General features: G+C 70.1%; 27 protein-coding genes, 4 tRNA genes and 2 pseudogenes. 25 read left to right on the forward strand and 8 right to left on the reverse strand.

Annotation, left to right across the window (positions count from 1 at the left end; genetic code table 11):
* Nucleotides 1-93: 93 nt before the first annotated feature.
* The 5 genes from ACLQ2N_RS24245 (at nt 94) to ACLQ2N_RS24265 (ending at nt 3,859) form a co-directional block, all read left to right on the forward strand.
* On the forward strand, nt 94-558 hold the full coding sequence (locus tag ACLQ2N_RS24245; RefSeq protein WP_425816236.1) for an MscL family protein: 465 nt from the start codon (nt 94-96) through the stop codon (nt 556-558).
* Nucleotides 559-754: 196 nt separating this feature from the next.
* On the forward strand, nt 755-1,618 hold the full coding sequence (gene htpX, locus ACLQ2N_RS24250) for a zinc metalloprotease HtpX (RefSeq protein ID WP_425816237.1): 864 nt from the start codon (nt 755-757) through the stop codon (nt 1,616-1,618).
* On the forward strand, nt 1,615-2,007 hold the full coding sequence (locus tag ACLQ2N_RS24255) for a YccF domain-containing protein (RefSeq protein WP_425816238.1): 393 nt from the start codon (nt 1,615-1,617) through the stop codon (nt 2,005-2,007). The genes htpX and ACLQ2N_RS24255 overlap by 4 nt, the downstream gene beginning before the upstream one ends.
* Before the next feature lie 98 nt (nt 2,008-2,105).
* Nucleotides 2,106-2,378: a GlsB/YeaQ/YmgE family stress response membrane protein gene (locus ACLQ2N_RS24260; RefSeq protein WP_425816239.1), complete on the forward strand. Its 273-nt coding sequence runs from the start codon at nt 2,106-2,108 to the stop codon at nt 2,376-2,378.
* Nucleotides 2,379-2,614: 236 nt separating this feature from the next.
* The gene (locus tag ACLQ2N_RS24265; protein WP_425816240.1) at nt 2,615-3,859 is read left to right on the forward strand and encodes a sensor domain-containing protein; all 1,245 of its coding nucleotides are present in this window, start codon (nt 2,615-2,617) and stop codon (nt 3,857-3,859) included.
* Nucleotides 3,860-4,431: 572 nt separating this feature from the next.
* On the opposite strand, the gene ACLQ2N_RS24270 is transcribed toward ACLQ2N_RS24265, so the two are convergent.
* The gene (locus ACLQ2N_RS24270; protein ID WP_425816241.1) at nt 4,432-5,079 is read right to left on the reverse strand and encodes a response regulator; all 648 of its coding nucleotides are present in this window, start codon (nt 5,077-5,079) and stop codon (nt 4,432-4,434) included.
* A 341-nt stretch (nt 5,080-5,420) separates the two neighbouring features.
* On the opposite strand from ACLQ2N_RS24270, the pseudogene ACLQ2N_RS24275 reads away from it, so the two are divergent.
* Both ACLQ2N_RS24275 and ACLQ2N_RS24280 read left to right on the forward strand, forming a co-directional pair.
* A pseudogene (locus ACLQ2N_RS24275) lies at nt 5,421-5,666 on the forward strand (pyridoxal-phosphate dependent enzyme); the annotation flags it as partial.
* Between the two features lie 135 nt (nt 5,667-5,801).
* Nucleotides 5,802-7,267: pseudogene (locus tag ACLQ2N_RS24280) on the forward strand (GH3 family domain-containing protein); the annotation flags it as partial.
* Nucleotides 7,268-7,417: 150 nt separating this feature from the next.
* On the opposite strand, the gene ACLQ2N_RS24285 reads toward ACLQ2N_RS24280, so the two are convergent.
* Both ACLQ2N_RS24285 and ACLQ2N_RS24290 read right to left on the reverse strand, forming a co-directional pair.
* Complete coding sequence (locus tag ACLQ2N_RS24285; RefSeq protein WP_425816289.1) at nt 7,418-7,924, reverse strand: methylated-DNA--[protein]-cysteine S-methyltransferase; 507 nt, start codon at nt 7,922-7,924, stop codon at nt 7,418-7,420.
* Between the two features lie 146 nt (nt 7,925-8,070).
* Entirely contained in the window at nt 8,071-8,559 is a 489-nt protein-coding gene (locus ACLQ2N_RS24290; protein ID WP_018519335.1) for a YajQ family cyclic di-GMP-binding protein, read from the reverse strand.
* 355 nt (nt 8,560-8,914) lie between these two features.
* Here ACLQ2N_RS24290 and ACLQ2N_RS24295 point away from each other — a divergent pair.
* Nucleotides 8,915-8,996 (forward strand) — tRNA-Tyr (locus tag ACLQ2N_RS24295).
* 48 nt (nt 8,997-9,044) lie between these two features.
* Here ACLQ2N_RS24295 and ACLQ2N_RS24300 read toward each other — a convergent pair.
* Nucleotides 9,045-9,701, reverse strand: a complete 657-nt coding sequence (locus ACLQ2N_RS24300; RefSeq protein ID WP_425816242.1) for an SDR family oxidoreductase — start codon at nt 9,699-9,701, stop codon at nt 9,045-9,047.
* A 34-nt stretch (nt 9,702-9,735) separates the two neighbouring features.
* Nucleotides 9,736-10,992: an amidohydrolase family protein gene (locus ACLQ2N_RS24305; protein ID WP_425816243.1), complete on the reverse strand. Its 1,257-nt coding sequence runs from the start codon at nt 10,990-10,992 to the stop codon at nt 9,736-9,738.
* A 214-nt stretch (nt 10,993-11,206) separates the two neighbouring features.
* Here ACLQ2N_RS24305 and ACLQ2N_RS24310 point away from each other — a divergent pair.
* The 8 genes from ACLQ2N_RS24310 to ACLQ2N_RS24345 all read left to right on the forward strand — a co-directional run bounded on the left by ACLQ2N_RS24310 (nt 11,207) and on the right by ACLQ2N_RS24345 (nt 16,004).
* A tRNA-Thr gene (locus tag ACLQ2N_RS24310) sits at nt 11,207-11,279 on the forward strand.
* Between the two features lie 44 nt (nt 11,280-11,323).
* A tRNA-Met gene (locus tag ACLQ2N_RS24315) sits at nt 11,324-11,396 on the forward strand.
* A gap of 88 nt (nt 11,397-11,484) precedes the next feature.
* Nucleotides 11,485-11,649 (forward strand): 50S ribosomal protein L33, encoded by a 165-nt coding sequence (gene rpmG / locus ACLQ2N_RS24320; protein ID WP_003956487.1) that lies wholly within the window; start codon nt 11,485-11,487, stop codon nt 11,647-11,649.
* A 133-nt stretch (nt 11,650-11,782) separates the two neighbouring features.
* Complete coding sequence (locus ACLQ2N_RS24325; protein WP_383297943.1) at nt 11,783-12,235, forward strand: FAS1-like dehydratase domain-containing protein; 453 nt, start codon at nt 11,783-11,785, stop codon at nt 12,233-12,235.
* The gene (locus ACLQ2N_RS24330; protein ID WP_425816244.1) at nt 12,235-12,663 is read left to right on the forward strand and encodes a MaoC family dehydratase; all 429 of its coding nucleotides are present in this window, start codon (nt 12,235-12,237) and stop codon (nt 12,661-12,663) included. The genes ACLQ2N_RS24325 and ACLQ2N_RS24330 overlap by 1 nt, the downstream gene beginning before the upstream one ends.
* 132 nt (nt 12,664-12,795) lie before the next feature.
* Complete coding sequence (locus tag ACLQ2N_RS24335; protein ID WP_425816245.1) at nt 12,796-13,344, forward strand: TetR/AcrR family transcriptional regulator; 549 nt, start codon at nt 12,796-12,798, stop codon at nt 13,342-13,344.
* A gap of 77 nt (nt 13,345-13,421) precedes the next feature.
* The gene (locus ACLQ2N_RS24340) at nt 13,422-14,876 is read left to right on the forward strand and encodes an MFS transporter (protein ID WP_425816246.1); all 1,455 of its coding nucleotides are present in this window, start codon (nt 13,422-13,424) and stop codon (nt 14,874-14,876) included.
* A 72-nt stretch (nt 14,877-14,948) separates the two neighbouring features.
* Nucleotides 14,949-16,004, forward strand: coding sequence for a UDP-N-acetylmuramate dehydrogenase (locus tag ACLQ2N_RS24345; RefSeq protein WP_425816247.1), 1,056 nt, complete (start codon nt 14,949-14,951; stop codon nt 16,002-16,004).
* A 45-nt stretch (nt 16,005-16,049) separates the two neighbouring features.
* Here ACLQ2N_RS24345 and ACLQ2N_RS24350 read toward each other — a convergent pair whose 3' ends face one another.
* A complete protein-coding gene (locus ACLQ2N_RS24350; protein WP_425816248.1) occupies nt 16,050-16,685 on the reverse strand; it encodes an NAD(P)-dependent oxidoreductase in 636 nt (211 codons plus the stop codon).
* 87 nt (nt 16,686-16,772) lie between these two features.
* On the opposite strand from ACLQ2N_RS24350, the gene ACLQ2N_RS24355 reads away from it, so the two are divergent.
* Nucleotides 16,773-17,372 (forward strand): TetR/AcrR family transcriptional regulator, encoded by a 600-nt coding sequence (locus ACLQ2N_RS24355; protein WP_425816249.1) that lies wholly within the window; start codon nt 16,773-16,775, stop codon nt 17,370-17,372.
* Nucleotides 17,373-17,375: 3 nt separating this feature from the next.
* Here the strand turns inward: ACLQ2N_RS24355 and ACLQ2N_RS24360 are convergent, their stop codons facing one another.
* Together ACLQ2N_RS24360 and ACLQ2N_RS24365 are read right to left on the reverse strand one after the other, a co-directional pair.
* On the reverse strand, nt 17,376-18,398 hold the full coding sequence (locus ACLQ2N_RS24360; protein WP_425816250.1) for an adenosine deaminase: 1,023 nt from the start codon (nt 18,396-18,398) through the stop codon (nt 17,376-17,378).
* 126 nt (nt 18,399-18,524) lie between these two features.
* A complete protein-coding gene (locus ACLQ2N_RS24365; protein ID WP_425816251.1) occupies nt 18,525-19,751 on the reverse strand; it encodes a pyridoxal phosphate-dependent aminotransferase in 1,227 nt (408 codons plus the stop codon).
* Between the two features lie 225 nt (nt 19,752-19,976).
* On the opposite strand from ACLQ2N_RS24365, the gene ACLQ2N_RS24370 reads away from it, so the two are divergent.
* From ACLQ2N_RS24370 to rplL, 8 genes are all read left to right on the forward strand, one after another.
* A tRNA-Trp gene (locus tag ACLQ2N_RS24370) sits at nt 19,977-20,049 on the forward strand.
* 106 nt (nt 20,050-20,155) lie between these two features.
* Nucleotides 20,156-20,440, forward strand: coding sequence for a preprotein translocase subunit SecE (gene secE / locus ACLQ2N_RS24375; protein WP_164398884.1), 285 nt, complete (start codon nt 20,156-20,158; stop codon nt 20,438-20,440).
* Nucleotides 20,441-20,511: 71 nt separating this feature from the next.
* Nucleotides 20,512-21,351 carry a transcription termination/antitermination protein NusG gene (gene nusG, locus ACLQ2N_RS24380; protein ID WP_425816252.1) on the forward strand — a complete coding sequence of 280 codons (840 nt, stop codon included), beginning with the start codon at nt 20,512-20,514 and terminating at the stop codon, nt 21,349-21,351.
* Between the two features lie 175 nt (nt 21,352-21,526).
* Entirely contained in the window at nt 21,527-21,961 is a 435-nt protein-coding gene (gene rplK / locus ACLQ2N_RS24385) for a 50S ribosomal protein L11 (RefSeq protein WP_018101261.1), read from the forward strand.
* 79 nt (nt 21,962-22,040) lie between these two features.
* The gene (gene rplA, locus ACLQ2N_RS24390) at nt 22,041-22,763 is read left to right on the forward strand and encodes a 50S ribosomal protein L1 (RefSeq protein WP_425816253.1); all 723 of its coding nucleotides are present in this window, start codon (nt 22,041-22,043) and stop codon (nt 22,761-22,763) included.
* Between the two features lie 158 nt (nt 22,764-22,921).
* Complete coding sequence (locus ACLQ2N_RS24395; protein WP_425816254.1) at nt 22,922-23,836, forward strand: hypothetical protein; 915 nt, start codon at nt 22,922-22,924, stop codon at nt 23,834-23,836.
* A gap of 291 nt (nt 23,837-24,127) precedes the next feature.
* Nucleotides 24,128-24,685, forward strand: a complete 558-nt coding sequence (rplJ, locus tag ACLQ2N_RS24400; RefSeq protein ID WP_018101258.1) for a 50S ribosomal protein L10 — start codon at nt 24,128-24,130, stop codon at nt 24,683-24,685.
* A gap of 84 nt (nt 24,686-24,769) precedes the next feature.
* Entirely contained in the window at nt 24,770-25,153 is a 384-nt protein-coding gene (gene rplL, locus ACLQ2N_RS24405) for a 50S ribosomal protein L7/L12 (protein WP_073964461.1), read from the forward strand.
* Nucleotides 25,154-25,650: the final 497 nt, after the last annotated feature.

Below are 25,650 nucleotides of genomic sequence, written 5' to 3' on the forward strand. Positions count from 1 at the left end.
GGCAAGATCGGTTTGCCCCCGGCCACCCGCACAGGGCAGGGTCGGTGCCTCGGAACGCGTACGACGTTCACCTCATCTGAAGGAGTCAGAGCAGTGCTGAGCGGGTTCAAGGACTTCATCCTGCGCGGGAACGTCATCTCCATGGCGGTCGGTCTCGCCGTCGGAGCCGCGTTCACCGCGGTCGTCACCGGGTTCAGCAACGCCTTCATCGTGCCGCTGATCGGCATCATCACGCGCGGCACCGGCGACTTCAGCCACGCCCACTTCACGGTCGACGGCGTGAAATTCCCGTACGGCCTCTTCATCGCCGCCGCGATCGCCTTCCTCATCACCGCCGCGGTCCTCTACTTCGGCGTCGTGATGCCGATGGCCAAGGTCCAGGACCGCTTCACCGCCAAGAAGGGCGACGAGCCGGTGGACATCAAGGCCGCCCTGCGCGACTGCCCCCGCTGCTACACCCAGATCCCGGCCATCGCCTCCCGCTGCGCCCACTGCACCAGCGAGGTCGAGCCCGACCCCGAGGCCCTGGAACTCGCGAAGCTTCCCGCCCAGCGCTGAGCCCCGCCGCACACCTCCACCCGGACGGCCCAGAGCCGGGCCCCACGCGTACAGCGGGGCCCGCCTGGGCCGTCGGGCCGTCCGCACCGGGGAACTCGCTCCCGTCGCCTGGCGTTGACCAGTACAGGAGGCTCCACTGAGCGGTGGGGCCCCACTCGCCAAGGGCTCCCCTGCCGCACGATTTGGAGGGCGTACCGTGCACCGTCGGCACAACGGGCTGAGAACCGCCGTACTCCTCGGGGGCCTGTCCGCACTCATCATCGTCATCGGCAGCTTCTTCGGACGTACGGGCCTGATCGTCGCCCTCCTGGTGGCGATCGGCACCAACGCGTACGCGTACTGGAACAGCGACAAGCTGGCGCTACGGGCCATGCGGGCCCGCCCCGTCAGCGAATTCGAGGCGCCCCAGCTCTACCGCATGGTCCGCGAGCTCTCCACATCGGCGCGCCAGCCCATGCCCCGGCTCTACATCTCCCCGACCCAGGCCCCCAACGCCTTCGCGACCGGCCGCAACCCGCGCAACGCGGCGGTCTGCTGCACCGAGGGCATCCTGCGCCTCCTGGACGAGCGGGAACTGCGCGGCGTCCTCGGCCACGAGCTGAGCCACGTCTACAACCGGGACATCCTCATCTCGTCCGTCGCCGGAGCGCTGGCCTCCGTCGTGATGTTCCTGGTCAACTTCGCCTGGCTGATACCGGTCGGCCGCTCCAACGACGACGAGGGCCCGGGCCTCCTCGGCATGCTGCTGATCATGATCCTGGGTCCGCTCGCCGCGTCCGTGATCCAGCTGGCCGTCAGCCGTTCCCGGGAGTACGAGGCGGACGCCTCGGGCGCCCGGCTCACCGGCGACCCGCTGGCCCTCGCCGGCGCCCTGCGGAAGCTGGAGGCCGGGACGCAGCAGCTCCCGCTGCCCCCGGAGCCCAGGATCGAGACCGCGAGCCACATGATGATCGCCAACCCCTTCCGCGCGGGGCAGGGGATGTCCAAGATGTTCTCGACCCACCCGCCGATGGCAGAGCGCATCGCCCGACTCGAGCAGATGGCAGGTCCTCGCCCGTGAAAACCATTCTGAATGTCATTTGGCTGGTCCTCTGCGGATTCTGGATGTTCCTCGGCTACCTGCTCGCGGGACTCCTGCTCTGCATCACGATCATCGGCATCCCCTTCGGCCTGGCCGCCTTCCGGATCGGCGTCTACGCCCTGTGGCCCTTCGGGCACCGGGTGGTCGACCGCCGGGACGCGGGCGGCCCGTCCTGCGTGGGCAACGTGCTCTGGCTGATCCTCGCCGGCTGGTGGCTGGCGCTCGGTCACATCACCACGGGCATCGCCCTGTGCATCACGATCATCGGAATCCCGCTGGGCATCGCCAACTTCAAGCTCATCCCGGTCTCGCTCATGCCCTTCGGCAAGGAGATCGTGCGCACCGACGAGCAGTTCGCCGGCTGGTAGGCCCGCAGGCCCGCAGGCCCGCAGGCCCGCGCACGCAACCACCCGCCCGTCCCCGGCGTCTTGGGTTCCAGGACAGAGGGACGGGTAGGTTCGCACGCATGACCATTATCGGCTGGATCATTCTCGGGCTCATCGCGGGCGTCATCGCCAAGATCCTGCTGCCGGGGCGGGACCCCGGCGGCCTGGTGGGCACGACGCTCATAGGGATCGTGGGCGCGTTCCTCGGTGGCTGGATATCGTCGCGCTTCCTGGACCGCGAGATCACCAAGGACTTCTTCGACCCGGCGACCTGGGTCGCGGCCATCGGCGGCTCCCTGGTCCTGCTGATCGCCTACAGGCTGCTCTTCGGCAACTCCCGCGAACGCCGCTGACCCCGGTCACGTCCGGAAATCGACGAGGGTCGGCCGACGTCCAACTGGCCGCCGGCCGACCTCCATGCTCCAGATTTCGGCGGGGCAAGACAGGTACTACCACCCCTCTCGGAGGGGCCTCCCTGGTGCCATGCTGAGCGCAGACATCGCAGCGACTACTGGGGGCTGGCGTGAGCGCAGGACGTGCCGACACGACTCGGGTGAAGAAGTAAGGGCTGGGGGCGGTCGGCGGAGGCATGGCCCTGACCGGCCTCGCGGTGACCGAGGCGTTACTCGCCCTGTGGGTGGCGCTCGTGGTGCTGCTCACCGTTGTGGGCATCGGCATCCTCCTGCTGCCCGGAGCCCTCAACGCGGTCCGGGCCGACGCCCGCAGGCAGCGCAGGCTGGCGCTGCGCTGGTCGGGCATCGAGGTCGACGACCCCTACCTCACCACTGCGGGGGGAGGCTCTCGGGCCACCGGCTGGCGGCACGCCCTCCGGCTGCTCGGTGACAGTGCGACCTGGCGAGACCTGTTGTGGCTGCTGGTCAACCCGTTCGTCGGCCCGATCACGTTCCTGCCGGCTCTGGCCGTCGTTCACGGACTCGCGGGGCTGTCCCTTCCCTTCCTGTGGAAGACGATCACCGAGTCCTGGGAGAACACCTGGTACGAGTTCATCCCGATCGAGGGACAGTTCACCGCGAACCTCGCGGCGGGCCTCGGCCTGGTGGAGATCCTTTTCGGCCTGCTCGTGCTTCCCCGGCTCGTCCTGCCGCTGCACGGCAAGTGGGTGCGTTTCATGCTGGGCCGCTCCAGCAGGGCCGTGCTGACCAGCAGGGTCGACCACCTCACCCACACCCGCTCGGACACGATGGACATGCAGGCGAGCGAGCTGCGCCGGATCGAGCGCGACCTGCACGACGGTGCCCAGGTCCGGCTCGTCGCACTGGGCATGACCCTGTCCGCGGCGGAGTCGCTGATCAAGCACAACCCCGAGGCCGTCGCCGCCCTGCTGGCCGAGGCGAAGGACAACTCGGTGAAGGCCCTCAACGAACTTCGCGACCTGGTGCACGGGGTGCACCCCCCGCTGCTCGCCGACCGCGGCCTCGTCGACGCCGTCAAGACGCTGGCGCTCGAACTGCCGCTGCGGACCGAGGTCACGGGCTCGCTCCCGGGCCGGCTGCCCGCCCCGGTCGAGTCGGCCGCGTACTTCGCCATCGCCGAACTGCTCAACAACGCCGCCAAGCACGGTAAGGCCACCGAGGTCGGGATCGACATCCACTACACCGACGGGGTCCTCCGCGTGGTCGTCCACGACAACGGCGTGGGCGGCGCGGACAGCGCGGCCAAGAGCAGCAGCGGACTGCGGGGGATCGAACGCCGGCTGGCCGCCTTCGACGGGGTACTGGCCCTGACCAGCCCTGCCGGCGGGCCCACCACCGCGGCCTTCGACATCAGGTGCAGGCTCGACCGGCGAGCCTCGAAGGACTTCGCCGGCCGCTGAGACGCCGTCCGGGCCGACGACCTCACCGGAGTCCGGCGGCCCGGCGTGCCCACCACGGGCACCTCGACATACAGCCCTTCCACCCGTCGGCGACGCCGGCACCCGGTACTCCGGCGCCGTCGACGGGTTTGGCATGCCCCGGGACGGACGCACGAGCATCTCCGCGTGCGCGCCCGCCACTTCCTCCAGCGACAGAGAGATATGGGATCACAGTGAAAAAGACGCATGTCGCGGCCCGTGTGGGCAGGTGGAGCGCCCTTCATCTCGCCGGACCGGTCCGCCTGTACTCCGCCAGCGTGCCGAGCAACGCGGTGCAGGGCAGTCCGGCCGGGGCCCGGCGGGTGCGGTCCGCGGGAGCGGGAAGCGGCCACGCCTCGTCGATCCCCGCACCGGCCGGCGCGCGATCCTCATCTGGCTGACCCTGATACGAACCCGCCCTCGGCGATCTCTCGGTGTGCTGGTTCGGGCAGCCGTCGGCGGTGTGAGGCCCCGGTGTGCGGGAAGGGCGATCCCCCCGCAGCGACCCGGCACACCGGACCGGCCTGACGCCGCGCCCCGAACCCGGCGCGGTGTCAGGCCGAATTGAGGTAGGCCAGCACGGCCAGCACCCGTCGGTTTCCGTCCTTCGACGGCGGCAGGTCCAACTTGGCGAGAATATTGTTGATGTGATTGGCCACCGCCTTCTCGGTAATGACGAGATGGGTGGCGATGGCGGCATTCGAATGGCCCTCGGCCATGCGGCCCAGTACCTGGTGCTCCCTTTCGGTCAGCCGGGCCAATTGCTCGTTGTGCGCGTTGTGGCTGAGCATTCGGGAGACGACGTCCGGATCCATGACGGTGCCGCCCCCCGCGACCGTGTGCAGCGCCGTGACGAACTGTTCCGTGTTGAACACCCGGTCCTTCAGCAAATACCCGACTCCGCCGGCGCCGTCCGCGAGCAGTTCCTGTGCGTAGAGCTGATCCACGTACTGCGACAGCATGAGCGCGGGCCTGCCCGGTTTCCTGCGCCGGGCGTGCAGCACCGCACGCAGACCCTCGTCGGTGTGCGTAGGCGGCATTCTGATGTCGACGAGCGCCACGTCGGGCTCGTGCTCCGTGAGGGCCTCGATCAGTTCGGGACCCGTTCCGACTGCTGCGACGACCTCGAACCCGTAGGCGGCGAGCAGTCGCGTGATTCCCTCGCGGAGCAGGAACTGGTCTTCCGCGAGCACCAACCGCATCTGTAACTCCCCCTGAGCACCGCTCCGTCGGCGCCGGCCCGCCGTCAGCGGGGGCCGGCCTGCGGCCCGATCTAACAGTCTCCCGACACGTCCGGCAAGCCGTGCCGATCGGTCAGCGTTCCGTCAACTGAATGTCAGCGCGGCTTGGCAGAATGAGTTGCGGGGCCGACGGAAAGCAGTCAGTGACTTTGTGCGGCCGGGAACCCGGGCACGGGGGTCGGCACAAGCAAAAGAAGCGGACGCCTGGCTCACCGGGCTCTGCTCTTCTCACGTCGGACGTGCCTGTGCGCTTTGGGATGCCGGGCGTCATCAACTCCGGACCAACTAGGGGGACGGGCGCCATTCACGTCATCTCCGCTCCCTACGAATTCAATACCGATGACGTCTTCGTCGATCTCGAGCCGGCCATCGGTCAACGGCTGATGCTCAAATGCGAGGGATTCAATTTCGCGGGCTCGATCAAACTCAAGGCCGCCCGCGCGATGGTGGAGGACGCCGAGCGGGAGGGCCGTCTGCGCCCCGGCTCCATGATCGTGGAGAGCTCGTCGGGAAACCTCGGCGTAGCCCTCAGTCTGGTGGCGGCCGCGCCCGCGGCCCCGTCCGGCCCCGTGCCGGAACACGACGACGAAGCCTTCCGACGCGATGCCGTCGCCGCGAAGAACCGTCTCGCGCGAACGCTCGGCGATCCGGTGGGACACCGGGACAGAATCCTCGCCGAACTGGTGCGGGAGACGGCGGGCACCGCGTTCGGCACGGGCCACGCCATGTCCCGCGTCCGCACGATCGACGACTACCGTGCCGCTGTGCCCCTGCGCACCTACCAGGAGTACGAACCCTGGATCGCACGGTCGGCCGCGGGCGAGAGCAGGGTCCTCACCCAGGAGGACCCCGGCTCTTCTTCACCACCAGCGGCAGCACCGGAGCCCGCAAACGGATCCCGGTCACCCGGAACTTCCTCGACCAGGTGTATCTGCCGTTCTTCCGGGCGGCCATGGGCGTGCCCGCTCAGTACTTCCCCGACGCCTTCTCCCTCGGTGCGGCGACCCTGAATCTCCGTCACGACCGGCTCGCCCGCCCCGCCACCACCGGGTCCGGCCGCCCGAGCCTCGGCCCGAGTCAGGCCGATCTCAGCGGCGGCTTCGGCGTCAGCCTCAAGGAACCGGGCAGCGAGGCACCGTGGGCGAGCCTTCCCGTGGACATCGACGAGCAGAACTACCTCGACAAGCTCTACATACGCGTCCGCATGGCCGCCCAGCACGACGTCCGCTGCGTGATCGGGCACAATCCCGCGATGCTCGCGATGCTCCCCGAGCTGCTCACCCTGTGGTGGCCGACGCTCCTGCGCGACCTGCACGACGGCACCTACCTTGGCCGGCCCGGTGCGGTACCCGACCCGGGCCGGGCCGTGGAGCTGGAACGCCGGGCAGCGGCACAGAACGGGGTCCGGCCCTCCGTCCTGTGGCCCCGCATCCAGCTCCTCTACTGCTGGACCAGCGGGATCGCCTCGCTCTACCTGCCCCGGCTGAAGGAGCTGTACGGCACAGGGGTCACCGTGCTGCCCACGCCTCCCGCGGCCTCGGAGGGGCCGGTCGGTGTCCCCGTGGACCCGCACCCGAGCGCGGGCCCGCCGGCCCTCTCCACGGTCCTGTACGCATTCGTGGAGGCGGACAAGGACATCCGCTCCGACAGCCCGACCCTGCTCTGCGAGGACCTCGAACCGGGGCGCCGCTACCACGTGGTCCTCTCCCACGTGGGCCGTCTGTACCGCTATGTGCTGGGCGACGTGGCACACGTGGTCGACAGGATCGGTGCCGTCCCCCGGGTCGAGTACGCGGGCAGGTCCGCACCCTGCGACGTGGCGGGTGAACGCCTCCGCGAGTTCCATGTGGTCGACGCGGTACGCGAGGCGGCGCGGCGGACCGGCGTGGCGGTGGACCGGATGACCTGCCGCCCGGACGGTGACGGCGGAACACCGCGGTACCGCATGGTGGTCGCCCCGCACGGCCCCGCCGGGGACGGGCACGCCGACGACCTGGGCGGGGAGGTGGAGCGCGCCCTGTGCGCCGGCGCCCCCGGCTACCGCCGCGCCCGTGCGGCCGGGCGGCTCGGTCCGGTCGAGGTCCGGACGGTTCCGCGCGCCGCCTTCACCGCGCACTGGCACCGCCGGGTGACCGACGGCATGCGGCCCCCTGAGGTGAAGGACCAGGTGTTCCTGCACGACGGGACCGCCTGGGCCCGGCTGACGGGGAGCTGGCGGCCGCGCCCCGGGCGGGTTCTGCACGACGGGACCGCCCGGGCCCGCCCGGCAGGCAGAAGCCCGTCCATCAGCGGTCGCCCGTCAACGCTCCGCCAGGGCCCCTTCGAGCCCCAGCAGCCGTTCCTTGCGCTCCAGCCCGCCCGCGTACCCGCGCAGCGCGCCGTCCGCGCCGATCACGCGGTGGCACGGCCGCACGACCAGCAGCGGATTGCGCCCGATCGCCGTGCCCACGGCCCGCACCCCGGCGCCGCTCGCGCCGACGCGCGCGGCGATCTGCCCGTACGAGACCGTCTCGCCGTACGGAACGGCGTCCAGCGCGGCCCAGACCCGCCGCTGGAACTCGGTGCCCCGTCCCTCCGCGTACACCAGGTCGAAGCGCGTCCGGCGCCCCTCGAAGTACTCGCGCAGCTGGGCGGCGGCCCCCGCGAACGCCTCCGGCGCGTACACCCAGCCGTCCTGGACGACGGTGCCGCCCTTCTGACCCGGTACGGAGAGCGAGACGAGCGCGGTACCCGCCGCTCCGGGGGCCTCTTCCCCGACCAGCAGCAGTTCGCCCAGCGGGCTGTCGACCGTCGCGTACATGGTCATGACCGGTCCCTCTCCTCGTCCGCACGGCCAGCCGGAACGCCGGCCGCCACGGACCAGTCTGCTGCGCCCGAACCGCCGGGACCGGCGGTATTCGGACATGCAGTCCGGGCGCGGAGCGAGAGGTTCCGCGCCCGGGCCGCTACGTTCTAGCGGTAGTTCGCGAACTGCACGTCGAAGTCGAAGTCCTGGGCCTTCAGCAGCGCCTGCACGGCCTGAAGGTCGTCCCGGCTCTTCGAGGTGACCCGCAGCTCCTCGCCCTGGACCTGGGCCTTGACCCCCTTGGGGCCCTCGTCGCGGATGATCTTCGCGACCTTCTTGGCGTTCTCCTGGGAGATGCCCTCCTGGATCGAGGCGAACAGCTTGTACTCCTTGCCGGACAGCTGCGGCTCACCGGCGTCCAGCGACTTCAGCGAGATCCCGCGCTTGATCAGCTTGGACTGGAAGATGTCGAGGATGGCCTTGACCCGCTCCTCGCCGTTCGCCTGCATCAGGATCTTCTCGCCGGACCACGCGATCGACGCGTCCGTGCCCTTGAAGTCGTAACGGGTGGAGATCTCCTTGGCGGCCTGGTTGAGGGCGTTGTCGACCTCCTGCCGCTCGACCTTCGAGACGATGTCGAAACTGGAGTCGGCCATGACGTGTGGCTCCTTGGATCGGGGGTGCTGGAAAGTGCGTACCTGGCGCAGCGGCCGCGTAAAGCCTAAGGGCTGTCCCGTGATCCCTGGCGGGCGCACGACGACAGCCACGGCGCCTCGCCGCGTTGTCGGAACGCCCGAATACGTCCAGTATGCGGGCGCCCCTCCGCCTTGCGGTGCACCGCATCCGACGCCGCGCGCTGATCCACCAGGGATGACGGGACGGCCCTTGGCCACCCGAGACCCCACGGACCTCCGGACAATCCGGTGGCGTAGCACCCTCGGTCATCAGGTATTGTTTACGTCGTTGCCAGAGAGCGCCGCGGGAAACCGGGACTCGACGGCGGCATCCCTTGGCGGTGTGCCCGAGTGGCCAAAGGGAGCAGACTGTAAATCTGCCGGCTCAGCCTACCCAGGTTCGAACCCTGGCGCCGCCACAAGCAAGGCCCCCGTTCTTCGAACGGGGGCCTTCTTCGTCGTCCGGGTCAGTTGCCCGCGATGTCCTTCACCGCGACCGCCAACGGCACGTTGCCCGAGATCAGCTCCAGGGTCAGGCCCGCCGTGGCCGGGGTGTCCAGCAGCTCCACGAGCGCCGCCGCCACGTCGTCGCGGGGGACCGGGCCCCGGCCCGTGGACGCGGCGAGGAGGACCTGGCCGGTGCCGGCGTCGTTGGTGAGCATCCCGGGGCGCAGGATCGTCCAGTCCAGGGCGGAGCGGGAGCGTACGTCGGCGTCCGCCGCGCCCTTGGCCCGCAGGTACACGTCGAACACCTCGTCCCCGGCGTGGTCCGGGTCGGCGCCCATGGACGAGACCACGACGTAACGCCGCACCCCCGCCCGTTCCGCCGCGTCCGCGAAGAGCACGGCCGCGCCCCGGTCCACGGTGTCCTTGCGGGCCGTGCCGCTGTCGGGGCCCGCGCCGGCGGCGAAGACCGCCGCGTCGGCGCCGCGCAGCACCTCGGCGACCTCGTCGACCGTGGCCGATTCCAGGTCCAGCACCACGGGCTCGGCGCCCACCGCCCTGAGGTCGTCGCTCTGTCCGGGGTTGCGGATGATGCCGGCCGCCTCATCCCCGCGCGCGGCGAGCAGGCGCTCCAGCCGCAGCGCGATCTGACCATGTCCACCTGCGATGACAATGCGCATACGACCGACGGTACGCCGGAGCGCGCCGCGACGCTCACGGCCCGCCGGTGGATTCCGGCCGTCCCTGGCGGGGAAGCCCGGGCCCGCCGCCGGCCTCCGGGTCGCCGTACTCGCGCACCGCGCTGGTCCGGGCCACCACCCGCCCTTGGTGGATCACGATCCGGCTGTAGGCCATCGACAGCGCCCCGGCCAGCCCTTCCCCGCGTACGGCGAGCAGCTCGGCCGGGAATCCCGCCTCGACGCGGAGTCCGGGGAGCCCCATGACGTGCCGGGCCTCGGCGGACACCGCCGCGTAGGCGTGCTCGGCGCTCAGGCCGCCCTGCGAGGACAGCAGGAACGCCGCCTCCAGCGGGTCGCCGCGCCCCACCGGATTCGCCGGATCACGCAGGGCCCCGCTGCCCGCCGCGACCCGGACCCCGGCCTCGCGCAGCAGCCGAACGGGGGCGGCGCCCCGGTGTTCCGTACCGCAGCAGCCGCCCTGGGGGAGGCAGGTGACGCCCACCCCGGCGTCCGCCAGCCGGCCGGCCGCCCGGGCGGCGACGTCGGCGGAGAGGCGGGCGAGCCCGGCGCACGGGCCGATGGTGACCTCCTGGCGCATTCCGCCCGCCAACGCGGCGAACCGGGCCAGCCGGGCGGGGTCGTCGCCGTCCGTGTGCAGGTCCACGGGGCAGCCGTGCTCGGCGGCGACCTCCAGGACGGCCTCGACGTATCCGGACGGGTCCGGGTCGAGGTCGGGGCGGCCGCCGACCGCCCCGGCGCCCATCTTCACGGCGTCGCGCAGCATCGCCAGGTTGCCCGCCCCGGCGACGCCGGTGAGCAGCCGGGGGACGGCGACCGGGGTCAGGTCGGCCAGGCCGCGCAGCGAGCGCCGGGCCTGGAGGACGGCTTCGAGCGCCGCCAGGCCCCGTGGGCCGCCGATCCGCACGTGTGAGCGCAGGGCCGTCGCGCCGTGGCCGAGCTGGATCAGCGCGGCCTCCGTGGCGCGCCGCCGGATGTCCTCGGGCCGTTCGGACGCGGGCCCGGCACCGTCCGCGGTGAGGGCGGTGTCGCTGTGGGCGTGCGGTTCGGCGGGTGCGGGGAGGAGGAGGTGGCCGCGCAGGTCGAGGCGGGGGCCGGGGGCGGTGAGGCTGCCCGCGGTGCCGACGGCCTCGATGCGGCCGCCGCAGACGCGGACGTCCACGACGCGGCCGTCGGTGAGGCGGGCGCCGCAGAGCGTCAGGGCGGAGGGCTCCGGGCCGCCGGTGGTGTCGGCCGCGTGGTCGTCGGGCCGCCGCGGCTGGCTGTCGGGCATCGCGCTCCTGGGAAGGGGTCAAGATCACGCAGAGTGAGTAGAGCCTAGGGGCGGGCGCGGCCCGGCCGGAGAAGGAGCGCAATAGTCATACCGGTGCGGCCTTGCTGATCAGCGGTGTGAGGACGCCCGGAGCGGGGTACAGGCCCGGGTTGGCCGGGCGCCGGGAAACGGATTTGGGCGATCGGCGACCGAGCGTGTAATGTCTTCATCGCTCGCCCCAATAGCTCAGTCGGTAGAGCGTCTCCATGGTAAGGAGAAGGTCTGCGGTTCGATTCCGCATTGGGGCTCTGGTGATCGGAAACCCCGCTTCGGCGGGGGGCCCAGTCATCAAAGCGGTGTAGCTCAGTCGGTAGAGCAAGCGGCTCATAATCGCTGTGTCACCGGTTCAAGTCCGGTCACCGCTACTAAAAGTAGCCGATTGTGGGGTCGGTCCTTCGATCGGCTACTCTTTTTTGCGTTCATCCGTTCATCGTCCGTCCAAGGAGCACTCACGTGGCTGCCACCGACGTCCGCCCGAAGATCACGCTGGCCTGCGTGGAGTGCAAGGAGCGGAACTACATCACCAAGAAGAACCGGCGTAACAACCCGGACCGTCTTGAGATGAAGAAGCACTGCCCGCGCTGCAACTCGCACACCGCGCACCGCGAAACGCGCTGAATCAGGCTCGTACACGAGGCCGTTCCCTTCGGGGGGCGGCCTCGTGTCGTTGTGCGGCGGGTGTGGCGTTGAATGGTGCCGGACGCCGCTGCAGGCCGGCCCAGACGATCTTTCATCAGGAGGTTGCGAGTTCATGGCGCTCGACCAGTCCTTCGTGGGACGGACCTATCCGCCCACCGCGCCGTACGAGGTCGGACGGGAGAAGATCCGCGAGTTCGCCGAGGCCGTGGGCGACGCCCACCCCGCGTACACCGATCCCGAGGCCGCCGCGGCGCTCGGCCACGCCGATGTGATCGCGCCGCCGACCTTCGTGTTCTCGATCACCTTCAAGGCCGCCGGCCAGGTCATCGAGGACCCGCAGCTCGGTCTGGACTACAGCCGGGTCGTGCACGGCGACCAGAAATTCGTCTACGTCCGCCCCGTGCGGGCCGGCGACCGGTTGTCGGTCGTCTCGACCATCGAGGCCGTGAAGTCGATGGCGGGCAACGACATCCTGGACGTCCGCGGTGACGTGCACGACGAGTCCGGTGAGCTGGTCGTGACCGCCTGGACGAAGCTGGTGGCGCGCGCCGCCGAGGAGGCGTGATGACGGCGAAGGTGAGTTACGAGTCGGTCGAGGTCGGTACGGAGCTGCCGGCGCGGTCCTTCGCCGTCACCCGGGCGACGCTCGTGCGGTACGCGGGTGCCTCGGGCGACTTCAACCCGATCCACTGGAACGAGCGCTTCGCGCGCGAGGTCGGGCTGCCCGACGTGATCGCGCACGGCATGTTCACCATGGCCGAGGCGATCCGCGTGGTCACGGACTGGACCGGCGACCCGGGCGCGGTGGTCGAGTACGGGGTGCGCTTCACCAAGCCCGTCGTGGTCCCGGACGACGACAAGGGTGCCCGGATCGAGGTCAGCGGCAAGGTGGGCGCGCTGCTGGACGACCGGCGGGTGCGGGTCGACCTGACGGTCATGAGCGACGGCAAGAAGGTCCTGGGCATGTCCCGGGCCGTGGTGCGGCTCGCCTAGAGGTGACGCGACGTGAGGTAAGGGGCACGGTCCATGGGCCGTGCCCCTTACGCGTACGTCGCCCGCGACTCCGTCCGATGCCCGCCCTTGACGAAGTTAGTGATTGAGTACTAACTTAAGAGCATGGCAAGGATGAGTGCAGATGAGCGACGCGAGAGCGTCATCCGTGCGGCGATCACCGAGTTCGCCCGTGGTGGATACAGAGCCACCTCGACGGAGGCGATCGCCAAGCGGGTCGGTGTCTCGCAGCCGTACCTCTTCCGGCTCTTCCCCAATAAGCAGGCGATGTTCCTCGCGGCCTCCGGGCGCTGCTTCGCGGAGATCCGGCGGGTCTTCGTGGAGGCGGCCGAAGGGCTGGAAGGCGAGGAGGCGCTCCACGCCATGGCCAGGGCCTATCAGCTGCTGGTCGCCGACGACCCCGACAAGGTGCTCATGCAGATGCAGACATACGCCGCCGTCGCCGCGGCCGAAGCCGCCGGTGATCGCGAGTTCGGCGAATCGGCGCGGGCCGACTGGGTGGAGCTCTTCGACTCCGTCCACCTCGCGCTCGGTGCCGAGGTGGACGACACCACCACGTTCCTCGCGTACGGCATGCTCGCCAACACGCTGACCTCGCTCGGCTTTCCGGCCGGACACCGGCTCTGGTCCGGTTTCTACGCCTCCGCCCAGCCGGTCTCCTGAGCGCGTCCCACCCCGGGTTCCGCCCGGTTTTCTGCCCGGAAAAGTTAGTAATCAATAACTAACCCTCAGGGGGAGCAGTGAACCAGCAATCGAAAGGCCGCGCGGGAGCGGCCTGGGCCCTCGTCATCACCAGCGTCGCCGGCTTCATGGCGGCCCTCGACAACCTCGTCGTCACCACCGCCCTGCCGTCCATTCGCGAAAGCCTCGGCGGGGAGATGGAGGAGTTGGAGTGGACGGTCAACGCCTACACGCTCACCTTCGCCGTCCTGCTGATGTTCGGCGCCGCCCTCGGTGACCGCTTCGGCCGCCGACGGCTCTTCCTCACCGGCCTCACCGTCTTCACCGGCGCGTCCGCCGCGGCAGCCCTCTCGCCCGGCATCAGCGAACTCATCGCCTTCCGCGCCGTCCAGGGCGTCGGCGCCGCGATCATGATGCCGCTCACGCTCACCCTGCTCACGGCCGCCGTGGCGCCCGCCCGCCGGGGCATGGCGCTCGGCATCTTCAGCGCCGTGACCGGCCTCGCCGTGGCCAGCGGACCCCTGATCGGCGGCAGCCTCACCGAGCACATCTCCTGGCAGTGGATCTTCTGGCTCAACGTCCCGATCGGCCTGCTCCTGCTGCCGCTCGCCCGCTTCCGCCTCGCGGAGTCGCACGCCCCCGGCGCCCGCCTCGACGTCCCCGGCACCCTCCTCGTCAGCGGCGGCCTCTTCGGCATCGTCTACGGCCTCGTCAACGCCAACGCCGACGGCTGGACCAGCCCGACCGTCCTGACCTCCCTCATCGCAGGCACCGCGCTCATCGGCGCCTTCGTCCGCCACGGCTTCCGGGGCCGCAAGCCCATGCTCCCCATGCGGCTCTTCCGGGACCGCGGCTTCTTCGGCATCAACGTCGCCAGCATGCTGATGTACCTGGGGATGTTCGGCGCGATCTTCCTGCTCAGCCAGTACTTCCAGGGCGTCCTGGGCTACTCGCCCGCCGAGGCCGGGCTGCGGATGCTGCCCTGGACCGGCATGCCGATGCTCGTCGCCCCCATCGCCGGAATGCTCTCCGACCGGTTCGGCGGACGCCCGGTGGTCGTGACCGGACTCGCCCTCCAAGCGCTCGGCCTCGCACTGTTCGCCCTGGTCATCGCCCCGGACGCCTCCTACGTCTCGCAGCTGCCCGGCCTGATCATCGGCGGCATCGGGATGGCCCTGTACTTCGCGCCGGCCGCCGGCCTGGTGATGTCCAGCGTCCGCCCCGGTGAGCAGGGCATCGCGTCCGGCGCCAACAACGCCCTGCGCGAGGTCGGCGGCGCCCTCGGGGTCGCCGTGCTCACCACCGTCTTCACGGCGCAGGGCGGCCTCGGCTCCGCGCAGTCCTTCACCGACGGGACCGTGCCGGCCGTCTGGATCGGCGCCGGAGTCGTCGCCCTGGCCGCGCTCGTCGCCCTGATGATCCCCGGCCGCCGCGTCACCGGTGCGCAGGAGCCCGCCGTCGGGACGGCCGGGACCGAGACCCGCACCGAGGAACCGGTCTCCGTACCCGCCTGACGCATCCCGCACACGCCACGCGGTCCGTGGCCCCGCCCGGACGGCGGGGCCACGGACCGTACCCTTGTCCCCGTGCAGGAACTCCACGACGCCCCCCTCGCCCCCCTGACCACCTTCCGGCTCGGCGGCCCCGCCACCCGGCTCCTCACGGCCACCACGGACACCGAGGTGATCGACGCCGTGCGCGAGGCCGACGACAGCGGCACCCCGCTCCTGATCATCGGCGGCGGCAGCAACCTGGTCATCGGCGACAAGGGCTTCGAGGGCACCGCCCTGCGCATCGCCACCAAGGGCTTCGTCCTCGACGGCGGCTCCCTGGAACTGGCCGCCGGCGAGGTCTGGACCGACGCCGTGACCCGGACCGTGGAGGCCGGCCTCGCGGGCCTCGAATGCCTGGCCGGCATCCCCGGCTCGGCCGGTGCAACGCCGATCCAGAACGTCGGGGCGTACGGACAGGAGGTGTCCTCCACCATCACGGAGGTCGTCGCCTACGACCGGCGCACCCGGGAAACCGTCGTCCTGCCCAACTCCGAGTGCGCCTTCTCCTACCGGCACAGCCGCTTCAAGGCCGAGCCCGACCGGTATGTGGTGCTGCGCGTCCGCTTCGGTCTGGAGGAGGCCGGCGGGCTCTCGGCGCCCCTGAAGTACCCGGAGACCGCGCGGACCATGGGCGTCCAGGAAGGGGACCGCGTTCCCGCCGCCGAGGCCCGCGAAACCGTGCTCCGCCTGCGCGCCGGCAAGGGCATGGTGCTGGACCCCGAGGACCACGACACCTGGTCGGCCGGGTCCTTCTTCACCAACCCGGTCCTGGAACAGGCCGACTTCGACGCGTTCCTGGCCCGGGTCGCCGACCGGCTCGGCCCCGATGTGACGCCCCCCGCCTTCCCCGCCGGTGAGGGGCGCACCAAGACCTCCGCCGCCTGGCTCATCGACCGGGCCGGCTTCACCAAGGGCTACGGCACCGGACCCGCCCGCATCTCCACCAAGCACACGCTCGCCCTCACCAACCGGGGCGCGGCGACCACGGAGGACCTGCTCGCCCTGGCGCGCGAGGTCGTGGCCGGGGTGCACGCGGCCTTCGGCGTCACCCTGGTCAACGAACCGGTGACGGTGGGCGTCAGCCTGTAGCGCGACCCGGGGCCCCGGGCCGCCCGGCCCTCGGGCCACCGGGCCTCAGTACGCCACGCCCACGCCCTGCTTCACCGACGCCGGGTCGTCGGTCAGCGCCAGCATCGCGTGGGCCACGTCGGCCCGGGAGATGGACCGGCCGCTGCGCGGGTTGCCGCCGACCACCGTCCGGTAGGTGCCCGTCAGGGGCCCGTTCGTCAGCTTGGGGGGCCGCACCGACGTCCAGTCCGTGAACGAGGCCGCCAGGGCGGCCTCCATCGCGGTGAGATCCGCGTACACCTCCTTGAGGACCGTGCCGATCAGCGAGAGCATCATCCGGTCGAGCAGCGGCTCGCCGGCGGGCGTGGGGGCGACCGGGGCGGCGCTGACCACCAGCAGCCGCCGGGTGCCCTCCGCCTCCATGGCCGTCAGCACGGCACGGGTCAGCCGCTCGGCGATCCCGTCGGCCTTGCGGCCCCTGGACTCGAGGCCGGAGAGGACCGCGTCCCGGCCCGCCACCGCCTCCCGCAGCGCCTCCGGGTCGTCCACCCGGGCGGCGGTGTGCACCGTGACGTCCGAGAGCGGGACCGGGAGCCGGGCGGGGTCGCGGACCACCGCCGTCACCTCGTGCCCCGCCGCCACCGCCTGGCGGACGATCTCCTGCCCGATACCGCCGGTCGCACCGAAAACCGTGAGCTTCATGGCACACCCCTTCGAGGTGGGTAAGTGTTCACTCACCTCTAGAGTGGGTGGGTAATCACTCACCCGTCAAGCCTTATCGGAGTGCCCATGGAGCAGAAGCCGGCCCGCGTCCGCCTCGTCGACGCCGCCCACCAGCTCATGCTCACCAAGGGCCTGGCCCGGACCACCACCAAGGAGATCGCCAAGGCCGCCGGCTGCTCGGAGGCCGCGCTCTACAAGCACTTCCTCAGCAAGGAGGAGCTGTTCGTGACGGTCCTCCAGGAACGGCTGCCCAAGGTCGACCTGCGTGACCTCATCGCGGACCCCGGCGCGGGGGAGCGGTCGGTCGAGGAGAACCTCACCGGCATCGCCCGCCAGGCCGCCCTGTTCTACGAGCAGAGCTTCCCGATCGCCGCCTCCCTGTACGCCGAACCGAGGCTCAAGGAGCGCCACGACGCGGCCATGCGCGAGCTGGGCACCGGCCCCCACCTGCCCATACGCGGCGTCGCCACGTATCTGCGGGCCGAACAGGCCGCCGGCCGCGTCCGGCCCGACGCCGACACCTACGCGGCCGCCTCGCTGCTCCTCGGCGCCTGCGCCCAGCGCGCGTTCGCCTACGACGCCACGGACACCGGCGAACCGCCCCAGCCGCTGGACGACTTCGCGGCGTCCCTGGCCCGCACCCTGCTCAACGGCCTCGCCGGCTGAGACTCAGTCCACCGGCCCCGCCAGCCACGCGTCGACCCCCGCCAGCAACTCCGCCCGCACCGGCTCCGGCGCCGTGGAACCGCGCACCGACTGGCGGGCCAGCTCGGCCAGCTCCTCGTCGCTGAACGCGTGGTGGCGGCGTACCAGGTCGTACTGCGCGGCCAGCCGGGAGCCGAACAGCAGCGGGTCGTCCGCGCCGAGGGCCAGCGGCACCCCGGCGTCGAACAGCGTGCGCAGGGGGACGTCCGCGGGCTTCTCGTAGACGCCGAGCGCCACATTGGACGCGGGGCACACCTCGCAGGTGACCCCCGCCTCCGCGAGCCGGCGCAGCAGCCGGGGGTCCTCGGCGGCGCGCACGCCGTGCCCCACGCGGGCCGCGTCGAGGTCGTCCAGGCAGTCGCGGACACTGGACGGGCCCGACAGCTCACCGCCGTGCGGGGCGGCCAGCAGACCGCCCTCCCGGGCGATGGCGAACGCCCGGTCGAAGTCACGGGCCATGCCGCGCCGTTCGTCGTTGGAGAGGCCGAAGCCGACGACGCCCCGGTCCGCGTACCGCACGGCGAGGCGCGCGAGGGTCCTGGCGTCCAGCGGGTGCTTCATCCGGTTCGCCGCGATGACCACGCGGATCGGCAGCCCGGTCTCGCGCGAGGCGGCGTCCACCGCGTCCAGGATGATCTCGATCGCCGGGATCAGCCCGCCGAGCAGGGGCGCGTACGAGGTGGGGTCGACCTGGATCTCCAGCCAGCCGGAGCCGTCCGCTACGTCCTCCTGGGCGGCCTCGCGCACCAGGCGCTGGATGTCCTCGGGGGCCCGCAGGCACGACCGGGCGATGTCGTACAGCCGCTGGAAGCGGAACCAGCCGCGTTCGTCCGTGGCGCGCAGCTTGGGCGGCTCGCCGCCGGTCAGGGCCTCGGGCAGCCGCACCCCGTACTTGTCGGCGAGCTCCAGCAGCGTCGTGGGCCGCATCGACCCGGTGAAGTGCAGGTGCAGGTGGGCCTTGGGCAGCAGCCGTACATCACGTTCCATTGCAAGATCCTGCCGCACAGAGGGGGCGGCGCGGTAGCCGCTTTCCCCATCGGGTGCCCCCTCGAACGCGAAAGCGACCCCCGGTCCGGGAACCGGGGGTCGCTTTCCGCAGGAGGAGGGCGGTGGTTACGCCTTCGCCTCGCCCAGCAGCTTCTGGAGCCGCGAGACGCCCTCGACCAGGTCGTCGTCGCCCAGCGCGTACGACAGGCGGAGGTAGCCCGGCGTGCCGAACGCCTCGCCCGGGACGACCGCCACCTCGGCCTCGTCCAGGATCAGCGCGGCCAGCTCCACCGAGGTCTGCGGGCGCTTGCCGCGGATCTCCCTGCCGAGCAGCTCCTTGACCGACGGGTACGCGTAGAAGGCGCCCTCGGGCTCCGGGCAGAACACGCCGTCGATGTCGTTGAGCATCCGCACGATGGTCTTGCGGCGCCGGTCGAAGGCGGTGCGCATCTCGGCGACCGCGTCCAGGTTGCCCGAGATGGCGGCGAGGGCGGCGGCCTGCGAGACGTTGGCGACGTTGGAGGTGGCGTGCGACTGGAGGTTGGTCGCGGCCTTCACGACGTCCTTGGGGCCGACGATCCACCCGACGCGCCAGCCGGTCATCGCGTACGTCTTGGCGACGCCGTTGACCACGATGCACTTGTCGCGCAGCTCGGGCACGACGGCCGGCATCGAGGTGAACTTGGCGTCCCCGTAGACCAGGTGCTCGTAGATCTCGTCGGTCAGCACCCACAGGCCGTGCTCGACGGCCCAGCGGCCGATCGCCTCGGTGTCCGCCTCGCTGTACACCGCGCCGGTCGGGTTGGACGGGGAGACGAACAGGACGACCTTCGTACGCTCCGTACGGGCCGCCTCCAGCTGCTCCACGGAGACCCGGTAACCGGTGGTCTCGTCGGCCACGACCTCCACCGGGACACCGCCGGCCAGCCGGATCGACTCGGGGTAGGTGGTCCAGTACGGGGCCGGGACGATGACCTCGTCGCCCGGGTCGAGGATCGCGGCGAACGCCTCGTAGATCGCCTGCTTGCCGCCGTTGGTCACCAAGACCTGGGAGGCGTCGACCTCGTAACCGGAGTCGCGCAGCGTCTTCTCCGCGATGGCGGCCTTGAGCTCGGGGAGCCCGCCCGCCGGGGTGTAGCGGTGGTACTTCGGGGTGCGGCACGCCTCGACGGCGGCGTCCACGATGTAGCCGGGCGTCGGGAAGTCGGGCTCGCCGGCACCGAAGCCGATCACCGGGCGGCCGGCGGCCTTGAGGGCCTTGGCCTTGGCGTCGACGGCGAGGGTGGCGGACTCGGAGATGGCACCGATGCGGGCGGAGACCCGGCTCTCGGACGGAGAAGTAGCAGCGCTCATGGCCCCCATGCTCGCAGACCGTTTTCCGCGTCGGCACAGGGGTTTCAGGGACCGGACAGCACTCGGACAGCATGCGGACACGAAGCGACCAGGAGCGATCAGCAGCTTTCTGTTCGACGCGGGGCCGCTGAGCACGTACACTCTCCTGTCGTTGGCCTTCATCAGCCGCACCGTTCCTGCACTCGGGTCATCCGGGAACATGCGGTAGGTTGGTGGAATCCACAAAGGGTCGTAGCTCAATTGGTAGAGCACTGGTCTCCAAAACCAGCGGTTGGGGGTTCAAGTCCCTCCGGCCCTGCTACACACTCCTTCGCCAGGATGTGTGCGCATGTACGTACTTCAATGCACCGCCGTGCGGCTCCACCGGGCGCGGCACGGCCATGACCCGGAATCAGGTGAGAAGCGTGACGGACGCCGTGGGCTCCATCGACAAGCCTGATGCCGAGGACGAGGCCCCCGAGTCCAAGAAGACCCGGAAGGGCGGCAAGCGCGGCAAGAAGGGCCCTCTGGGCCGTCTCGCGCTCTTCTACCGCCAGATCGTCGCGGAGCTCCGCAAGGTCGTCTGGCCGACGCGCAACCAGCTGACGACGTACACCAGTGTGGTGATTGCGTTCGTCGTCGTCATGATCGGCCTCGTAACCGTGATTGACTTCGGTTTCGCGCGGGTCGTCAAGTACGTCTTCGGCTGATCCACGCGAAGGGCGCCTGATGGGCGCCCCTTTCGCATGTTCCACCCATATGTATCCAGGAAGAAGCCACCGTGTCTGACCCGAACCTGAACGACGCCGTCGAGCCGACGGCGGGCGCCTTCGAGTCCGCCGAGGACGAGCTCGACATCGTCGAGGCGGCGGACGCCGAGGAGTCGGACCAGGCCGAGGCCGGCGCCGACGAGGCCCCCGAGGCCGGCGACGACGCGTCCGAGGACACCGCCGAGGAGACCGCGGACGCGGCCGACGAGGAGGAGGCCGAGCCGGCCGAGCCCGTCGACCCCGTCACGGCCCTGCGCGAGGAGCTCCGCGGGCTGCCGGGCGAGTGGTACGTCATCCACACGTACGCCGGTTACGAGAAGCGTGTGAAGGCCAACCTGGAGCAGCGCGCCGTCTCGCTGAACGTGGAGGAGTTCATCTATCAGGCCGAGGTGCCTGAGGAGGAAATCGTCCAGATCAAGAACGGTGAGCGCAAGAACGTCCGCCAGAACAAGCTCCCGGGCTACGTCCTGGTGCGCATGGACCTGACGAACGAGTCCTGGGGCGTCGTCCGCAACACCCCCGGCGTCACCGGCTTCGTGGGCAACGCCTACGACCCGTACCCGCTGACGCTGGACGAGATCGTCAAGATGCTCGCCCCCGAGGCCGAGGAGAAGGCCGCCCGCGAGGCCGCAGAGGCCGAGGGCAAGCCGGCTCCGGCCCGCAAGGTCACCGTCGAGGTCCTCGACTTCGAGGTCGGCGACTCGGTCACCGTCACCGACGGCCCGTTCGCGACGCTGCAGGCGACGATCAACGAGATCAACGCCGACTCGAAGAAGGTCAAGGGCCTTGTCGAGATCTTCGGTCGCGAGACCCCGGTCGAGCTGAGCTTCGACCAGATCCAGAAGAACTGAGCTTTCCGCCCGCTTCTGGACACATGCCTACCGAGCAGGTCAGACAGGCTCTCGCAGCCGGTCTGACCTGCTCGGTTTTTGGTCGCGCAGCTATACCCGTTATCGTTGTGCGGTATGCCTGCATCCGGATGACCGGATGACGGCGAAAACTCTCACTAGGACCCGGAGAGAGCACATGCCTCCCAAGAAGAAGAAGGTCACGGGGCTTATCAAGCTCCAGATCAACGCCGGTGCGGCCAACCCGGCCCCGCCGGTCGGCCCCGCGCTGGGTCAGCACGGCGTCAACATCATGGAGTTCTGCAAGGCCTACAACGCCGCGACCGAGTCGCAGCGTGGCATGGTCGTGCCGGTGGAGATCACGGTCTACGAGGACCGCTCCTTCACCTTCATCACCAAGACTCCGCCGGCCGCCAAGCTGATCCTCAAGGCCGCGGGTGTGGAGAAGGGCTCCGGCGAGCCGCACAAGACCAAGGTCGCCAAGCTGACGGCCGCCCAGGTCCGCGAGATCGCCACGACGAAGCTCCCCGACCTGAACGCCAACGACCTCGACGCCGCGTCGAAGATCATCGCTGGCACCGCCCGTTCCATGGGCATCACGGTCGAAGGCTGATTCAGCCCCACTCCCTCAGTGGTAGGACCGGCGCTGGTCCGCACCACGACTCCACACTCTGAAAACCACAGGAGTAGAAGTGAAGCGCAGCAAGAACCTCCGCGCTGCGGACGCCAAGATCGACCGGGAGCGCCTGTACGCCCCGCTCGAGGCCGTCCGTCTCGCCAAGGAGACCGCCACCACGAAGTTCGACGGCACCGTCGAGGTCGCCTTCCGCCTGGGTGTTGACCCGCGCAAGGCCGACCAGATGGTCCGCGGCACCGTGAACCTCCCGCACGGCACCGGCAAGACCGCCCGGGTCCTGGTCTTCGCGACCGGTGACCGTGCTGCGGCCGCGGAAGCCGCCGGCGCCGACATCGTCGGCTCCGACGAGCTCATCGACGAGGTGGCGAAGGGCCGTCTGGACTTCGACGCCGTCGTCGCGACCCCGGACCTCATGGGCAAGGTCGGCCGCCTCGGCCGAGTGCTCGGTCCGCGTGGTCTGATGCCGAACCCGAAGACCGGTACGGTCACCCCCGATGTCGCGAAGGCTGTCAACGACATCAAGGGCGGCAAGATCGAGTTCCGCGTCGACAAGCACTCGAACCTGCACTTCATCATCGGCAAGGTCTCCTTCGACGAGACCAAGCTGGTGGAGAACTACGCAGCGGCGCTGGAAGAGGTCCTCCGCCTCAAGCCGTCCGCGGCGAAGGGCCGTTACATCAAGAAGGCCGCCCTGGCGACCACGATGGGCCCCGGCATCCCGCTGGACTCCAACCGCACCCGTAACCTCCTCGTCGAGGAGGACCCGGCCGCCGTCTGAGCCTCCGCGCTCGTACGACCGTCGCGTCACGTGTGACATGGGACGGGCCCCGCAACCTTTCGAGGTGCGGGGCTCGTCCTCATTCGTACGTGGACATGACTGTCGGAGCCCTGCGTTGGCGTGGGTGCCCGAGAGTCGGACGAGGGGTGGAGTCGAAGATGTTGACCAATACCGTACGGCGCGTGGGTCTGTCCGTCGCTGTAGTGGCGGCGCTGACCTCGGTGGCGGCCTGTGGCGGATCGGACGACGGGGGTACGAGCAAGGGCTCCGGCAAGAGCGGGAGCCGCGGCGGTTCCGTGGTGAAGGTCGATCCGATCGCCGCGCTGGTCGCCGTACAGAAGAAGACCGGCCAGGCGCACTCCGCGCGGATCGACGGCACGACGACCATGGGCAGCGCGATGTCCGCCAAGCAGCAGGGCGCCATCGACTGGTCCGACGGCATCACCGGCACGCTGAAGATCACCTCCACCGGCGGCGCCATGGCCGACAGCATGAAGCAGCTCGGCAGCGACGGCTCGATGGAGGCCCGTTACCTCAAGGACGGGTACGTGGTGGACATGGGCGACGCCATGGCCCGGCAGACCGGCGGCAAGCGCTGGATCAGCTACAGCTACGACGACATGGCCAAGCTCTCCGGCGCAGCGGGCGCCGCGATGAAGGACCAGATGCAGAACAGCACCCCGGAGCAGGGGGTGAAGTCCCTGCTGGCCTCCGGAGACGTGAAGAAGGTCGGCCAGGAGGACGTGCGCGGCGTCCGCGCCACGCACTACTCGGGCACGGTCGACGTCGCCGAGCTGACCGCCAAGAACAGCAGCCTGGACGCCGACGAGATCGCGCAGCTCAAGGAGCAGCTGGCCACGTCCGGGATCACCACCGAGAAGATCGACATCTGGGTGGACGAGAACGATCTGCTGGTGAAGAAGACCGAGCGCGGCGAGATGCAGACCGGCGAGCTCAACTCCACGGTGTACTACAGCGACTACGGCGTGAAGGTGTCCGTCGAGGCCCCGCCGGCCGCCCAGACCGTCGACTTCACGGAGCTCATGAAGCAGCAGCAGGGAGCCGCTTCGTAACCCGGTGCTGGGAGTTCAAACCTCCCGGCACCCGTCGAAACGGGACGGATTTGTGTTGCGCGACTCAGGTCGCGTACTCTCCTTGAGAAGCCAAAGACCGCTGGTCGTTGTTCTGAATCCATCAGGGTTCGGGCAACCGAAGGCTCCGTTGATGCGGACGACCTGCGCAGGTGACTATGGAGAGCTCCCGGACTTCGTTCGGTCGAGCTACGCCCTGGCGCCTGCGCCGGGGCGTTTCGTCTTTCCGGTCCCTTTCGAGCGGTCCTCATCACCCGGAAGGAGGCCGACGCTATGGCTAGGCCCGACAAGGCTGCTGCGGTAGCCGAGCTCGCGGACCAGTTCCGCAGCTCGAACGCCGCCGTGCTGACCGAGTACCGGGGTCTCACCGTGGCACAGCTCAAGCAGCTGCGCCGTTCGCTCGGTGAGAACGCCCAGTACGCCGTGGTGAAGAACACGCTGACCAAGATTGCGGCCAACGAGGCCGGGATCGACACGCTGGACGACCTGTTCGCAGGTCCGACGGCGGTTGCCTTCGTCACCGGTGACCCGGTGGAGTCGGCGAAGGGTCTTCGTGACTTCGCCAAGGACAACCCGAACCTGATCATCAAGGGCGGTGTCCTTGACGGCAAGGCGCTGTCCGCCGATGACATCAAGCAGCTCGCGGACCTCGAGTCCCGCGAGGTTCTGCTCGCCAAGCTGGCCGGTGCCATGAAGGGCAAGCAGACTCAGGCTGCGCAGCTCTTCCAGGCGCTGCCGTCGAAGTTCGTCCGCACCGCGGAAGCGCTTCGCGTCAAGCTGGAGGAGCAGGGCGGTGCCGGTACGCCGGCTCCCGCCGAGGCCGCCGAGTAATCACGCTCAGCGGTCCAGCGGGCACCGTGTACGCCCGCCGACACATACATCCGGCACCTGCCGAATAGTGGAAGGACGCCTGTCATGGCGAAGCTGTCCCAGGAAGACCTGCTCGCTCAGTTCGAGGAGCTCACCCTCATCGAGCTCGCCGAGTTCGTGAAGGCCTTCGAGGAGAAGTTCGACGTCACCGCCGCCGCGGCCGTCGCCGTCGCGGGCCCGGCCCAGGGTGGCCCGGCTGCCCCGGCCGAGGAGGAGAAGGACGAGTTCGACGTCATCCTCACCGCCGCCGGTGACAAGAAGATCCAGGTCATCAAGGTCGTGCGTGAGCTGACCTCCCTCGGCCTGAAGGAGGCCAAGGACCTCGTCGACGGCGCCCCGAAGCCCGTCCTCGAGAAGGTCGCGAAGGACGCCGCGGACAAGGCTGCCGAGTCCCTCAAGGGCGCCGGCGCCTCCGTCGAGGTCAAGTGACCCAGGGAGTCGTCTGACTCCTCAGGACCCCCGTGCCGCGAGGCGCGGAGTCACATCGCGAAAGGCGATCACCCGTTCGGGTGGTCGCCTTTCGGCGTTCCGGAGGCGGGTGCCTTGCCCTTCCCGCGTCGACGAGTATGGTGATCTTCGCCGTGCGCCTCTCGCGGGTGTGCGGGCGGTGGTCCGCGGGCCCGAGGGCGAGCGAGACCGGGAGGGCCCTTGACGAACCGCACGCGGCGCGCAATTCTCAAGGCGCGGCGCCGAATCGATCCGAATCCGAGGCATGGATCGATGGCGGAGCGGGCAGTAAAGAAGAGCGCACCTCGCGCATGGCTGGACATAGGTGTTGAGAAGAGCTGTTGAGAGCAACGTGGGTCTCTGAAAACCCCGACTGGACATCAGTGTGGCACTTGGCTACACTGACCCTTTGCGCTGCCTGTTAGCTGCCTCCTGCCCGTCACCAGGGGCATACCCATCTTGAGCATCGTGGACCGAAC

The organism is Streptomyces sp. DT224 (genome assembly GCF_049844595.1).
GTDB lineage: Bacteria > Actinomycetota > Actinomycetes > Streptomycetales > Streptomycetaceae > Streptomyces.

Coding starts and splice junctions, on each gene's coding strand:
- ACLQ2N_RS24260 (WP_425816239.1), top strand. CDS start 2,106: ATGACCATTATCGGCTGGATCATTCTCGGGCTCATCGCGGGCGTCATC.
- ACLQ2N_RS24265 (WP_425816240.1), top strand. CDS start 2,615: ATGGCCCTGACCGGCCTCGCGGTGACCGAGGCGTTACTCGCCCTGTGG.
- ACLQ2N_RS24270 (WP_425816241.1), bottom strand. CDS start 5,079: ATGCGGTTGGTGCTCGCGGAAGACCAGTTCCTGCTCCGCGAGGGAATC.
- ACLQ2N_RS24285 (WP_425816289.1), bottom strand. CDS start 7,924: ATGACCATGTACGCGACGGTCGACAGCCCGCTGGGCGAACTGCTGCTG.
- ACLQ2N_RS24290 (WP_018519335.1), bottom strand. CDS start 8,559: ATGGCCGACTCCAGTTTCGACATCGTCTCGAAGGTCGAGCGGCAGGAG.
- ACLQ2N_RS24300 (WP_425816242.1), bottom strand. CDS start 9,701: ATGCGCATTGTCATCGCAGGTGGACATGGTCAGATCGCGCTGCGGCTG.
- ACLQ2N_RS24305 (WP_425816243.1), bottom strand. CDS start 10,992: ATGCCCGACAGCCAGCCGCGGCGGCCCGACGACCACGCGGCCGACACC.
- ACLQ2N_RS24325 (WP_383297943.1), top strand. CDS start 11,783: ATGGCGCTCGACCAGTCCTTCGTGGGACGGACCTATCCGCCCACCGCG.
- ACLQ2N_RS24330 (WP_425816244.1), top strand. CDS start 12,235: ATGACGGCGAAGGTGAGTTACGAGTCGGTCGAGGTCGGTACGGAGCTG.
- ACLQ2N_RS24335 (WP_425816245.1), top strand. CDS start 12,796: ATGAGTGCAGATGAGCGACGCGAGAGCGTCATCCGTGCGGCGATCACC.
- ACLQ2N_RS24350 (WP_425816248.1), bottom strand. CDS start 16,685: ATGAAGCTCACGGTTTTCGGTGCGACCGGCGGTATCGGGCAGGAGATC.
- ACLQ2N_RS24355 (WP_425816249.1), top strand. CDS start 16,773: ATGGAGCAGAAGCCGGCCCGCGTCCGCCTCGTCGACGCCGCCCACCAG.
- ACLQ2N_RS24360 (WP_425816250.1), bottom strand. CDS start 18,398: ATGGAACGTGATGTACGGCTGCTGCCCAAGGCCCACCTGCACCTGCAC.
- ACLQ2N_RS24365 (WP_425816251.1), bottom strand. CDS start 19,751: ATGAGCGCTGCTACTTCTCCGTCCGAGAGCCGGGTCTCCGCCCGCATC.
- rplK (WP_018101261.1), top strand. CDS start 21,527: ATGCCTCCCAAGAAGAAGAAGGTCACGGGGCTTATCAAGCTCCAGATC.
- ACLQ2N_RS24395 (WP_425816254.1), top strand. CDS start 22,922: ATGTTGACCAATACCGTACGGCGCGTGGGTCTGTCCGTCGCTGTAGTG.
- rplJ (WP_018101258.1), top strand. CDS start 24,128: ATGGCTAGGCCCGACAAGGCTGCTGCGGTAGCCGAGCTCGCGGACCAG.
- rplL (WP_073964461.1), top strand. CDS start 24,770: ATGGCGAAGCTGTCCCAGGAAGACCTGCTCGCTCAGTTCGAGGAGCTC.